The sequence below is a fragment of the Shigella sp. FC1967 genome, assembly GCF_001743005.1.
GTDB lineage: Bacteria > Pseudomonadota > Gammaproteobacteria > Enterobacterales > Enterobacteriaceae > Proteus.
Genome location: NZ_MIIZ01001253.1, coordinates 1 through 13,344, shown reverse-complemented (window position 1 = coordinate 13,344; position 13,344 = coordinate 1). Strand labels below are relative to the sequence as shown.

General features: G+C 38.5%; 8 protein-coding genes and 3 pseudogenes. 5 read left to right on the top strand and 6 right to left on the bottom strand.

All coding sequences use genetic code 11. The features are described from left to right. The first annotated feature begins 222 nt into the window (after positions 1–222). The 3 genes from sppA to pncA all read left to right on the top strand — a co-directional run bounded on the left by sppA (position 223) and on the right by pncA (position 3,961). The gene (sppA, locus tag BHE89_RS20825) at positions 223–2,025 is read left to right on the top strand and encodes a signal peptide peptidase SppA (protein WP_128860757.1); all 1,803 of its coding nucleotides are present in this window, start codon (positions 223–225) and stop codon (positions 2,023–2,025) included. Between the two features lie 246 nt (positions 2,026–2,271). Further along, positions 2,272–3,294, top strand: coding sequence for an asparaginase (gene ansA, locus BHE89_RS20820; protein ID WP_069368966.1), 1,023 nt, complete (start codon positions 2,272–2,274; stop codon positions 3,292–3,294). Between the two features lie 22 nt (positions 3,295–3,316). Further along, a complete protein-coding gene (gene pncA, locus BHE89_RS20815; protein WP_069368965.1) occupies positions 3,317–3,961 on the top strand; it encodes a bifunctional nicotinamidase/pyrazinamidase in 645 nt (214 codons plus the stop codon). Between the two features lie 106 nt (positions 3,962–4,067). Here the strand turns inward: pncA and BHE89_RS20810 are convergent, their stop codons facing one another. Together BHE89_RS20810 and msrB are read right to left on the bottom strand one after the other, a co-directional pair. Further along, on the bottom strand, positions 4,068–4,349 hold the full coding sequence (locus BHE89_RS20810; RefSeq protein WP_036912841.1) for a YeaC family protein: 282 nt from the start codon (positions 4,347–4,349) through the stop codon (positions 4,068–4,070). An 81-nt stretch (positions 4,350–4,430) separates the two neighbouring features. Beyond that, entirely contained in the window at positions 4,431–4,868 is a 438-nt protein-coding gene (gene msrB / locus BHE89_RS20805; RefSeq protein WP_069368964.1) for a peptide-methionine (R)-S-oxide reductase MsrB, read from the bottom strand. A 343-nt stretch (positions 4,869–5,211) separates the two neighbouring features. Here msrB and gapA point away from each other — a divergent pair, with 343 nt between their 5' ends. Both gapA and BHE89_RS20795 read left to right on the top strand, forming a co-directional pair. Beyond that, entirely contained in the window at positions 5,212–6,207 is a 996-nt protein-coding gene (gapA, locus tag BHE89_RS20800) for a glyceraldehyde-3-phosphate dehydrogenase (protein WP_004243268.1), read from the top strand. A 113-nt stretch (positions 6,208–6,320) separates the two neighbouring features. After that, complete coding sequence (locus BHE89_RS20795) at positions 6,321–7,205, top strand: D-hexose-6-phosphate mutarotase (RefSeq protein ID WP_069368963.1); 885 nt, start codon at positions 6,321–6,323, stop codon at positions 7,203–7,205. A gap of 88 nt (positions 7,206–7,293) precedes the next feature. Here BHE89_RS20795 and BHE89_RS20790 read toward each other — a convergent pair. The 4 genes and pseudogenes from BHE89_RS20790 to BHE89_RS20775 all read right to left on the bottom strand — a co-directional run bounded on the left by BHE89_RS20790 (position 7,294) and on the right by BHE89_RS20775 (position 12,931). Beyond that, positions 7,294–8,047, bottom strand: a pseudogene (locus BHE89_RS20790) (MipA/OmpV family protein). Between the two features lie 49 nt (positions 8,048–8,096). Continuing rightward, positions 8,097–10,450: pseudogene (gene hypF, locus BHE89_RS20785) on the bottom strand (carbamoyltransferase HypF). Positions 10,451–10,499: 49 nt separating this feature from the next. Then, positions 10,500–11,612, bottom strand: a complete 1,113-nt coding sequence (gene alr, locus BHE89_RS20780) for an alanine racemase (RefSeq protein WP_069368960.1) — start codon at positions 11,610–11,612, stop codon at positions 10,500–10,502. A gap of 13 nt (positions 11,613–11,625) precedes the next feature. After that, positions 11,626–12,931, bottom strand: a pseudogene (locus BHE89_RS20775) (D-amino acid dehydrogenase). Positions 12,932–13,344 lie beyond the last annotated feature (413 nt).

The following is a 13,344-nucleotide window of genomic DNA, read 5'->3' as shown; positions in this document are numbered from 1 at the left end:
AGAGACTATAATTAGAATATTCCTTCATTGTTATTGCTATTCTCTCTATTGTTAACAACACTTTTTGTTTTAATAGTATGAGATTATGTGGATATAGCCTGCTTACCAATAATTCTAGCATTGACTGTTTAGGATTAAATTTTAGCTTTACATGATGTGGAGATAGTATGAATAAAATTATGGAGTTAATCGGCGCAATATTAAAAATTCAGTTGGCAAGCCATTAACTTTATCCGGAAATTAATCTTAAACGTTATTTTCTTTTTTCTTCTCTTTATGGTCATTGGTATTTTCTTAATTAGTAAAGAAGCACAAAAACCGATGAGTTATGAAGGTGCCCTTCTTGTTGATCTTAAAGGTGTGATTGTTGACCAAACTGCGACCCAAAACCCTTTAGGAGAAGTTGGACGTGAGCTTTTAGGCGTTTCTAATAGCCAGCTCCAAGAAAATTCATTATTCGAAATCGTCGATACGCTACGCAAAGCCTCTCAAGATCCGAAAATTAAAGGTATGGTGCTCAAACTTGATGAATTTGCAGGTGCAGATCAACCTTCGCTAAATTATATTGGTAAAGCACTTAATGAATTTAAAAAGACAGGCAAACCGATTTTTGCCGTGAGTGGCTATTACAACCAGCCACAATATTATCTTGCGTCTTATGCAGATAAAATTTATCTCACTCCTCAAGGTGCAGTCGGGGTTTATGGTTTTGGCTTTCAAAATCTCTATTACAAAACACTGCTAGAAAATTTAAAAGTAAGTACTCATATTTTCCGTGTAGGGACTTATAAATCTGCCGTTGAACCATTAATGCGTAATGACATGTCTGCAGAATCTCGAGAAGCTTCATTACGTTTAGTTAATGCACTGTGGTCTACTTATTTAACTCAAGTTGCAGAAAATCGTAGTATTACCACCGAGGATGTTTTCCCTGGTGCAAAAGAGATGATTGCACAGCTACGCAATGCCGATGGGGACAACGCAACTTATGCGCTAAATCGTAAATTAGTGGACGCAGTAAGCTCATACGCTCAATTTGAAGCAGATATGACAGAAACCTTCCAATGGGATAAAGAGAACCAGCAATTTAACAATATCAGCATTTATGATTATGCCGATACGTTAACTTCATCATTACCTGCAAATGATGAAGGTAATATTGCCGTAGTCGTTGTTCAAGGCGCCATTATTGATGGTGAAAGTATTCCTGGGTCTGCGGGGGGATCAACTATTGCGAATCAAATTCGCCAAGCACGTTTAGATCCGAATATTAAGGCACTTGTATTACGTGTCAATAGTCCAGGGGGGAGCGTTTCTGCATCAGAGCAAATACGCAGTGAAGTTGCCGCCTTTAAACAACAGAAAAAACATGTGGTTGTTTCAATGGGAGGCTTAGCCGCATCAGGTGGATATTGGATCTCAACCCCTGCAAACAAGATTATTGCGAGCCCATCAACGTTAACTGGCTCAATTGGTATTTTCGGCGTTATTAATACCTTTGAAAATAGCCTAGAATCTATTGGTGTTTATACTGATGGTGTCACAACTTCACCATTAGCCGGATTATCTGTTACAAATAAACTCCCTGAAGAATTTGCAGAACTTTTACAGCTAAATATCGAAAGTGGCTATAAAACGTTTCTTAATTTAGTGGCAGAATCTCGTAAGAAAACACCTGCTCAAATTGATCGTATTGCTCAAGGTCGAGTATGGGTAGGAATAGATGCAAAAACGGTTGGTTTAGTTGATGAATTTGGTGATTTTGATGATGCCATTGATGCTGTTGCTAAAATGGCAAAAATTGAGCACCCCGTTATTGATTGGATGAAGCCAGAATTAAGTCTCTCTGAACAGATCATTATGAGCTTATCATCTAACGCAAAAGCACTTATTCCTGATCCGTTACAAGCATATATACCTGCACCTGTTTTAAAAGAAGTCAAAACACAGACAGAGTTTTATCGCAACATGAATGATCCGCTAAATCGCTATGCGTATTGTTTATCTTGTGGCGATATTCAATAATCTTGTCTATTCATACACCTGCTCATCAGGAACAGGTGTATTCCTCTTCTTTTTTCTGACTTTTTATAGAATGATATTCTGATGAAAATTTTTGTTTGTTTGTCTTCATGCTATTTTTAACACAATGATTTAAAGCAGATATTAGTTATTCTCTATTTTTCTTTTTTTTAGCATCCTTTCCTTTTTTATTCTGCAAACTCCCTATAATCAGGTATTTCTCACAGCTTAATAAGAGTGCTTTGTCTGATGCAAAAGAAATCAATCTACGTTGTTTATACTGGCGGTACTATTGGTATGCAACATTCTGAACATGGCTATATCCCGGTATCAGGACATTTACAACGCCAATTAGCTAAAATGCCAGAATTTCACCGTGAGGAGATGCCTGATTTTACAATTAAAGAGCACCTTCCTTTAATTGATTCTTCAAATATCACCCCCGAAGATTGGCAATCTATCGCAGATGATATTAATGAAAATTATCACAATTATGATGGGTTTGTTATTCTTCATGGCACTGATACCATGGCATTTACCGCATCAGCACTCTCTTTTATGTTTGAAAACCTTAGCAAACCGATTATCGTGACTGGCTCTCAAATTCCTTTGGAAGCCTTACGGTCTGATGGACAAACAAACCTATTAAATGCACTTTATCTCGCCGCACATCATCCAATTAATGAAGTGGCTCTGTTTTTCAATAACACACTGTATCGTGGAAACCGTACAGTAAAAGCACATGCGGATGGCTTTAATGCCTTTGCGTCACCAAATAGCGCACCATTATTAGAAGCTGGCATTAATATTAAACAATTTAAAATTAATTCCTTTCCTAAAGGAAATGGGGAATTTATTGCACATAATATTACGCCTCAACCTATCGGTGTGATCACCATTTATCCAGGGCTTTCAGATGAAGTCGTTAAAAATATCCTGATGCAACCTGTGAAAGCCTTAATATTGCGCTCTTATGGTGTCGGTAATGCCCCCTCACACCCTGCTCTACTTTCTACCCTACGTGAAGCAACAGAGCGGGGTATTGTTGTTATCAACCTTACACAATGTATTTCTGGTCGAGTCAATATGGAAGGTTATGCAACAGGTCAAGCATTAGCGGAAGTGGGTGTGATCAGTGGCTTTGATATGACATTTGAAGCAACATTAACTAAACTGCATTATCTTCTTAGTCAACAATATCATTACACTGAAATCTGCCAACTAATGCAACAAAACCTACGCGGTGAAATGACATTAGACGATAACAACTAAGTTTAATCAAAAGGTAAAATAGGTGAAAAACGCGGCACTGTTATTAGTTGATATACAAAATGATTTTTGTACAGGTGGTGCATTAGCTGTTAATGAAAGCGATAAAGTGATACAAACCGCCAACCAACTTATTCATACTTTCAATCAATCTAAAAACCCGATTATCGCCAGTTTAGATTGGCATCCAGCCGATCATCTTAGTTTTGCTGAAAATTCAGGCACTGTGGTGGGAGAAATTGGCACCCTTAATGGATTACCACAGGTTTGGTGGCCCGTTCATTGCGTACAAAATTCTTATGGTGCTGCATTTCATCCTGAATTAAACCAAGCCCAGATTAATCACATTATTTATAAAGGGCAAAACCGTCTTATTGATAGTTATAGTGCTTTTTTTGATAACGACCATGAATATCAAACAGGCTTGCACACACTTTTGCACACGCTAAATATAAAACATCTTTATATTTTAGGAATTGCTACGGATTACTGTGTCAAATTTACAGTGCTAGATGCGCTGTTATTAGGGTATCAAGTCTCAGTCATTACAGACGGTTGTCGTGGCGTCAATATTCAAGAAGGCGATAGCGAAAAAGCATTGGAAGAGATGCAGGCAAAGGGCGCGACATTAATTGATTCAGCACATTGGCTTAATCGTAACAATCAATAGGTTCGTTATTTTCTTTATCTTAATAAAATGAGAAAGGGGCTATTTTTAACCAACCTGGTTAATAAACATCCCCTTTTATCTCTATTTTATCCATTCAACACACTTTTTAGTCATCATCCATTGGCGTTAACGTTGCCAAACGTTCAGATTGAAACTGAGCTTTTAATTCTTGTTTACTCTTCATGGTAATTTGCCCATTCGTTCCTACTGTCATATGTTCAGGTGTGTGGTTATTTTTCGCCTGCCATAATAAAACAATCTGCATACAATGCTCTTTTTGCTCATCAGTCAATGCAACGCCATCAGGCCATTTACCTAGTTCAACCGCTGTTGAAATACGCTGGTAAATCTCAGGGGTTACCATCGAAATAAGTTCATTAACTTCCATTGATTGCTCCATAAGCTAAATAATCACTTGAAATGGCTGAATCGTTTTTTCTTTTGTTGTTATTTTGTTAATTTAACGAAATTAACCAACTTGTTTTTCGCCTGTTTCACTATTCGTAAATGAAAGAGAGGCTGAATTAACACAATAACGCTCTCCTGTTGGGGCGGGGCCATCATTAAAAACATGGCCTAAATGTGCATCACATTGCTGGCAACGTATTTCAGTTCTTTTCATATTATGAGAAAAATCATCAATATAGCGAATTGCATTATCACTAACGGGTTGATAAAAGCTGGGCCAACCACATCCCGCATCAAATTTCGTCTCTGAATAAAACAGAGGCGCAGAACAACATAAGCAGTGATAAATCCCTGTTTGACGATTGTGTAATAATTTACCACTAAACGGAGGTTCTGTACCTTGCTGTTGAGTCACATAACGTTGCATTTCATTGAGTGTTGATAAATCAATGTGATTGTTATTACTTGAAATATTCACTTTCTTTTCATTATCTGCCATATCGACCTCTTGCCCAGTAAAATGCTTTTTAAAACAACAGTGAATAATAACAAAGATTTAACAACAAATCTGAAAAATATAGTCTAAAATCATCAAGAGTAATCTTTAGTTTTTGAAATGTGATGAATTTCACATAACGGAGCAAAGGTAACTTCATTTATCGGTATTGATCCCGATAATACACAGCGTAACATTTAGCTAAAACGACCAATCTTTAAGCGAAAAGTGTTTTTTTAATTGATTTTTTGCAATTATTGACACGATTCCGCTTGACGATTGGCGCGGTTTTGGTAACTTTAGAATCAACTTTTTAATTCACTAAATTAAAGCTGGTGGAATACATATGACTATCAAAGTAGGTATTAATGGTTTTGGTCGTATCGGCCGCATCGTTTTCCGTGCTGCTCAAGAACGTTCAGATATCGAAATCGTAGGTATTAACGATCTGTTAGACGCAGAATACATGGCATACATGCTGAAATACGATTCAACTCATGGTCGTTTCAACGGTACTGTTGAAGTAAAAGATGGCCACCTCGTTGTTAATGGTAAAACCATCCGCGTAACATCAGAAAGAGATCCAGCAAACCTGAAATGGAACGAAATTGGTGTTGATGTTGTTGCTGAAGCAACTGGTCTGTTCTTAACTGATGAAACTGCTCGTAAACACATCCAAGCTGGTGCGAAAAAAGTTGTTCTGACTGGTCCTTCAAAAGACAGCACACCTATGTTCGTTATGGGTGTAAACCACAAATCATATGCAGGTCAAGATATCGTTTCTAACGCATCTTGTACAACTAACTGCTTAGCGCCTTTAGCAAAAGTTATCAACGACAAATTCGGTATCGTTGAAGGTCTGATGACAACTGTTCACGCAACAACTGCAACTCAACGTACTGTTGATGGTCCTTCAATGAAAGACTGGCGTGGTGGTCGTGGTGCTTCTCAAAACATCATCCCTTCATCAACGGGTGCTGCTAAAGCAGTAGGTAAAGTTATTCCTGAACTGAACGGCAAACTGACTGGTATGTCTTTCCGTGTTCCTACTCCTAACGTTTCTGTTGTTGACTTAACTGCACGTCTGGAAAAACCAGCAACTTATGCTCAAATCTGTGAAGCAATCAAAGAAGCTGCTGAAGGCGAACTGAAAGGCGTTCTGGGTTACACTGAAGATGCAGTTGTTTCAACTGACTTCAACGGTGAAGTATTAACTTCAGTATTCGATGCTAAAGCAGGTATCGCGCTGAATGACAACTTTGTTAAATTAGTTTCTTGGTACGATAACGAAGTTGGTTATTCAAACAAAGTTCTGGATCTGATTTCTCATATCTCTAAATAATTAGAGTTTAGAAAGTCACGATTTCTTTTAGAGCCACCTTTTCGGTGGCTCTTTTATTTTCTAGCCAGTCAGTTTATTGTATTAAAATAGTCAGTGACATAAGGTTATAGATAATGAATGAGAAAATTTTTTCTTTGCCGATTATTGAACAAATATCACCTTACTTAAGTCGTCGGCAATTAGGCGAACTTCCTATCCTTGTTATTTCGCATCCTAAAGTACGTGCTGCTATCAGCCTTCAGGGCGCACACTTAATTGCTTGGCAACCCGCACAAGAGCATCCTGTCTTTTGGGTAAGCGAAGCCTCTCTCTTTACTCCTGGTGTTGCCATTCGTGGCGGTATTCCTATTTGCTGGCCTTGGTTTGCTTCTGCGGGTACACCAAGTCATGGATTTGCGCGAATTCTTCCTTGGGAATTTAGTGCCCATACCGAACAAGATGATAGTGTTCTCATCACCATGACATTAAAAGAGAGCCAACAAACACAAAAATATTGGCCACATCCCTTTACGGTTATTGCTCGTTTTAAATTAGGCGCAACTTGTGAGGTTGAATTAGAATCTTACGGTGATTATGAAGCAACAGCAGCCCTTCACTCTTATTTTAATGTGAGTGACATTGATAATGTCTCTGTAACAGGTCTAGGAAGCCACTACATTGACACAGTGGCAGATAAAGAGGTTTACACTGATGAAACCTCATTACGTTTTAATGGGCGTACTGACAGGCTTTATACAGAGCCTGACGATTTCAATCTTATACATGACGATGGTTGGGATCGCACAATTGAAGTTCATCATTACCATCATAGTGATGTCGTATGTTGGAACCCCGGTGCAGAGCTTGCAAGTTCAATGAAAGATATGAGCGCAGGTGGTTATCGTAAGATGGCTTGTGTAGAAACCGCTCGTATCCACCAACCCTTAAAACCCGATAACGTTCATCCTGGTCGCTTATCTCTGGTCGTTCGTGTACGTAAAAATATTGCTGAAAAATAAAGCATTACTGACATTTGACACAATAAAAAAGCTTCGAGTTTGAATCGAAGCTTTTTTATCATAGCTAATCACACTGATTTTTAGCGAATTAGAATGTGTAAGTCACACCTGTCCACACAATCGCAGTCACAGATTTATTCACCATTGGGCTGTCTTTCACTTCGCTCGGTAAATGGTCAACACGTCCCATCGCAAAGAAATTCCATTTTTCTGTAAATTTATAATTAGCAGAGATTTCAAAATAAGGTCTCCAGCTATCATTTGGCGTATATTCAGCTAAACCACTGCGTTGAGATTCTGCATGACTAATTCCATAAGCATAACGGTTCTGCTTTTTGTTTTCCCAAACAAAACCGATACCGGGTTGTAAAGACCAGTTACCCAATTCGAAAGGATATAAATAAGCAGCATCAGCGATAATACCATTACTTTTGCCTAGCATATCACCCGATACAATTGCCCTTAAGCTACCCCATGATTCATGGTGCTTATAAGTAAAGCCCCCCATCATAGTGTCACGACGACGATTTAATTTTTTTCATTTGCTCATCGTCACTATCGCTTGGTTTATAAGCCTGAGGATAATAGTGTAAATCAACAGAGAGTTGATCTTTAGGTGTATTCCACAGGTAATAACCCGCCGCTAATGTGGCGAAATAGAAATTCTCTGACTGGTAGTTAACTTGCGGTACGGGTAATAAATAATCTTTTGATTTAGCCCCCTTATAAGGAGTAACTTGTGCTAAAACGGATCCCCCTATTGACCATTCTCCAGCAAATGCTACTGGTGTGCTAAGCCCTGCGATAACGGCTAAAGAAATGATAATCTTCTTATTACTCACGATGATTTTCCATTATTGTCATTAATAAAGTAGCAACCAAAACCCTATTTCAGTCACAAATAACTAAGATTGATACCATTTTACCTATAATCATTTTAAATTTTGCATTAAAATGTGTAGCAATCAATGCTTGTCCTAATGCAATACCACCGTCTCCAAACGGGTAATATCATAGGGATAAGTACTTTTTTATTGTTTTAATTTTTTCTTAAACAGGTGTTTGAGTAATGTATTATTTAACACCCCTCCCGTAAGTACAACGGTATCAATCTGATACTTATCAGCATATTGCAATGCAATATTGCCCAAGCTTTCCGCTAATAGATAATGAAATAGCCAAGCTTTTTCACTGACACTAAGCTTTACATTTTCCCATTGAGACCAAAAAACAGACAGATCAAGCAAGTTATTTTTTATAGGCATTAAATGCCCATATCGCTTAATAATTTCTGTTTGTTTTTCGTTCTGACACGCCAATGCAGCAGTTTGTAAGTAACATGCGGCTTCGCCTTCCCAGCTTATCTCTTTCGGGGCTAATCCTAATGATGCCGAGACGGCATCAAAAAAACGGCCACAAGAAGAGGCTTTAGGTGAATTTATGCCACGTTTTAGGGCTTTACTTAATATCTGCAACTCATTGTTAGGTATCATTTGGGTGATAACACTACCTTGCCAATCTTCAGAAAAAGTAGCTAAATGTGCGAACCAGTTTCGCCAAGGTTGAATAGAAGCAAGATTACCTCCAGGCATCGCAACAGCTGGGAGTCCACCAATCCGCTCTGAATTTTGATAGTCCACCCGCAGGCATTCCCCTCCCCATAGCGTGCCATCTTGCCCAAAGCCTAATCCATCAAGAGCAATACCAATGACAGCTCCCTGTTGATGTGTATGACCATGTTCAGCAAGACAAGAAACAATATGTGCATGGTGATGAGAGACTTCAATAATAGGAAGATTTTGCTCATGAGCAAACTGTTTACCCAACTGATGACTGATGTAGTTAGGATGTGCATCTATTGCAATGGCTTTAGGTGCAAAACGATAAATCTGTTGGAAGAGATCCAACGATTTTATCAACTGTTGTCGCACGCTTAAATCATCAAGATCGCCTAAATGAGGCCCCATAATGGCTTGATGTTGACGTAATAAGCAAAATACATTTTTAAGATCCCCCCCCATAGCGAGTACTGAGGGTTGTGCTCCAAAATCTTCAGGGAGTGAAATCGCATCAGGGACATAACCTCGGGAGCGTCTGATCATAACGCTCTGTTTACCCTCAATGCGAACCAATGAGTCATCAGCCCTTTGTATAATTTCTCTATTATGCATTAAGAATAAATCCGCAATATCTTTCAATTGTATTAAAGCTTCTTCGTTACTTAATGCAGGTGTATGACCTGATGCATTTCCTGATGTCATAACAAGAGGAATGTTCGTGCCACGTGCTAATAAATGTTGCAACGGGTTAGCGGGTAACATAACACCAATTTCAGTTAATCCCGGCGCAATAAGCTCCGCTAGTTTAGGTGTGGCGGTTTTAGGGACTAATACAATAGGGGCTGCCGTGCTTTGCAATGTTTGAATGGCTGTTGGAAGAAAATCTGGATCGTGCTTATCTGCTTTAATTTGATCGATTCCAGTGATCATCACCGCTAGTGGCTTAGCTGGTCGGTATTTACGTTCACGTAATAATGCAACACTGGTATTATTACGTGCATCACAGACTAAATGAAACCCCCCAATCCCTTTAACGGCAACAATCTTTCCAGCAAGTAAAGCTTCACATACTTGAGTTAATGCAAGCTCTTTTGTTGCTAACACTTTACCTTGATTATCTGCAAGCCAGATATGGGGTCCACACACAGGACATGCATTAGGTTGAGCATGAAACCGTCTATCAGAGGGATCTTCATATTCATGTTTACATTCAGGGCAGAATGGAAATTCAGACATTGAAGTAAAAGGCCGATCATAAGGCATTTTTTTTATGATGGTAAAACGCGGTCCGCAATGTGTGCAGTTAATAAAGGGATAATGATAACGACGATTTTGTGGATCAAACAATTCATCAATACAAGCTTGGCAAGTCGTTGCATCAGGAACAACTTGCGTATCCATTTCGCCACCACCACTTTTTACAATAATAAAGTCAGTCGGTAGCTGTTCCCATTGAAAAGGAGATCCTTCTATACGTTCAATACGTGCTAGTGGTGGGCATTCTGCTTTTAATGCTTCTATAAAGAGTGCATTTTTAGGTGAAGGCATTAAATGTATCAATACCCCCAAACTATCATTGCTCACCTGCCCTAATAAACCAAAGCGATGGGCTAATTGCCAAACAAATGGGCGAAACCCAACGCCTTGAACTTTTCCTTTTACACGCAATGCAATGCCGTTACTCATAGGATCACCAAATCAAAATAAATTTAGTCTTATTCTAGTTTAGTGATTATCAACAACTTTCATTTAGATCAGAAAAAGTGGCATTAGGTAAATTTATCATCACTTCTACTGCCACTCTTGGTGTGATTGCACACAGTAATTCGTAGCCAATAGTGCCACATGCCATTGCAACATCATCAACTGGCAGTTCTTCTCCCCATAATTCAACGGGGCTACCATAATTAACATCAGGAAAATCTGTAACATCAATGGTTAGCATGTCCATTGAAATACGTCCAACCAATTGTGTTTTATGCCCATTAACAATTACAGGTGTACCATCTGGTGCATGCCTTGGATAACCATCAGCATAACCACAAGCAACAATACCAATCCGCATATCACGATCAGCGGTATATCGGCTACCGTAACCTATTTGCTCACCTTTTTTAACTTGTTGAATGGCGAGTATTTCACTCTTAAATGTCATGACGGGTTGTAAATCGAAACCAGCAATATCTTGCCAAACCCCAGAAGGCGAAACACCATATAAAATAATACCTGGGCGTACCCAATCTTGATAAGTTTCAGGATCAAATAACGTTGCCGCTGAATTTGCCAAACACCGAGGTAATTCATTAACCATTGCCTGATTAATGGCGGTTTTTTGTATATCCATGTTCAACCCAGTATCTGCATTAGCAAAATGCGACATTTGGATAATAGAACCAATATTGTTGATACTTTTTGCACGAGCAATGGCTTGTTTATAGGCGTCTGGTCGATAGCCCAACCGATTCATTCCACTATTCAATTTAAGATAGATATTAATCGGTCTTTCTAATTGCGCATTTTCTATGGCATCAAATTGCCAATCAGAATGCACTACGGTTGTTAGAGAATAGCGTTCTAATAAATAAACATCTTCTGACTTAAAAAAACCTTCCAGCAAAAGGATAGGACCTACCCATCCCTGCTCTCTTAACATAATAGCTTTGTCTAGCTCAATTAAGGCAAAACCATCAGTATGACTTAATGCCGGCCAAACGCAGGATAATCCATGTCCATAAGCATCTGCTTTCACAACAGACCACACTTTGCTGCCTTTGACTCTCTCTTTAATAACAGACAGATTATGGCTTAATGCATCGAGGTTAATGGTTACTTTTGTGGGTCTGGACATGGTTTTTCCTCAATTAATAAGCTGTATCAAGTTTTTGCCCCGGTAAGAGCAATTTAGTATTAAAGCCATCGATATACCGAAACACAGATAAGTCATCAGCGGCAATAGCGGGTTTATTCCCTGAAATTAAATCAGCCAATAATTGTCCCGAACCACATGCCATTGTCCAACCTAATGTACCGTGCCCTGTATTTAATGATAAATTGCGATAAGCCGTAGGCCCTACAATAGGTGTACCATCAGGTGTCATAGGTCTTAGCCCCGTCCAAAATGTGGCTTTTTCAATATCACCCCCACCCTGATAGAGATCTTGTACAACCATTTTTAATGTTTCACAGCGCGATTTTAAAATATTCAGATTAAAACCAACGACCTCAGCCATTCCACCGACACGAATTCGCTCATCAAATCGTGTTACCGCAATTTTATACGTTTCATCTAAAATCGTAGATGTGGGTGCTCTTGATGCATCAATAATCGGCATCGTAAGTGAATAGCCTTTAAGGGGATAAACAGGAATAGCAACTTTATTTTTCAAAAATTCTGTCGAATAAGAGCCCATGGCGACAACATAGTGATCGGCTGTTAATAGCCCATCATGACATTGGACACCCACTACTTTATCACCATCAAATAACAAATGTTTGATTTCTTTGTTAAATAAGAACGTAACCCCCGCATCTTCTGCCATTTTAGCGAGTTTTTTTTGTGAAAATTTGGCAATCACCCGTTTCATCATTTGGTAAACGTAAACCACCGGTCAATTTATGAGTGACATGTTCGAGTGCTGGTTCTGCTAATTTTAGTTGGTCTGCCGTTAACAATTCATAAGCAACACCCTCTTGCTTTAATACAGCAATATCATTAGCCGCATTATCAAATTGCTTTTGATCACGGAAAAGTTGCAGAGTACCGCCTTGGCGTCCTTCATATTCAATGCCTGTGTCTTGGCGTAATTGGCGAATACAATCACGACTATATTCGGCAATACGTACCATACGGCTTTTATTCATAGTGTAATGTGACGCATCACAATTACGTAACATTTGCCACATCCAACGTAATTGAAAAAGTGAGCCATCAGGTTTAATCGCTAATGGGGCGTGCTTCTGGAACATCCATTTAACGGCTTTTAATGGGATCCCAGGAGCCCCCCAAGGGGTCGCATATCCTGGAGATATTTGACCCGCATTACCTGCACTCGTCTCTTCTGCTGCACTATTTTGTCTATCAACAACAATAACTTCATGACCTTGTTGCACAAGATACCACGCACTTGTTACACCAATAACGCCGCCACCTAAGATGATCACTTTCATGGCAAGACTCCAATAATTTACATTGATATAACATAAGAATAATATTCTATACACAAAAAGCCAATATAGAATAATCATCTGAGCCAATAAAAAGATAGATTTTAGAGTTAAGTCACATTTGATTGTTATTCGACAAGCCAATTTTCAAAAAAAAATTTCAAAATTAACCCATAAAATCAAAATAGATAAAAAATTCACTATTAATTATCAAAATATCAATTAGTAGATTATTTTAAATTGAAGAGAGTTTAAAGCGGATATAAAGAAAATTTTTATTTTATTAAAATCTATAAAACAATTTGTTTTTAGATGATAACACTTAAAATAACTCACTTTGGTTATTCTTTTTACTAAAAATAACCTATTTAAAGCATTGCCTAAAAATGACACATTATTTTTAAAAACGAAAAAAC

What these genes read in the sequence shown, in the direction of transcription:
- ansA (WP_069368966.1), top strand. Translation starts at nt 2,272, where the DNA reads ATGCAAAAGAAATCAATCTACGTTGTTTATACTGGCGGTACTATTGGT.
- BHE89_RS20810 (WP_036912841.1), bottom strand. Translation starts at nt 4,349, where the DNA reads ATGGAAGTTAATGAACTTATTTCGATGGTAACCCCTGAGATTTACCAG.
- msrB (WP_069368964.1), bottom strand. Translation starts at nt 4,868, where the DNA reads ATGGCAGATAATGAAAAGAAAGTGAATATTTCAAGTAATAACAATCAC.
- gapA (WP_004243268.1), top strand. Translation starts at nt 5,212, where the DNA reads ATGACTATCAAAGTAGGTATTAATGGTTTTGGTCGTATCGGCCGCATC.
- BHE89_RS20795 (WP_069368963.1), top strand. Translation starts at nt 6,321, where the DNA reads ATGAATGAGAAAATTTTTTCTTTGCCGATTATTGAACAAATATCACCT.
- alr (WP_069368960.1), bottom strand. Translation starts at nt 11,612, where the DNA reads ATGTCCAGACCCACAAAAGTAACCATTAACCTCGATGCATTAAGCCAT.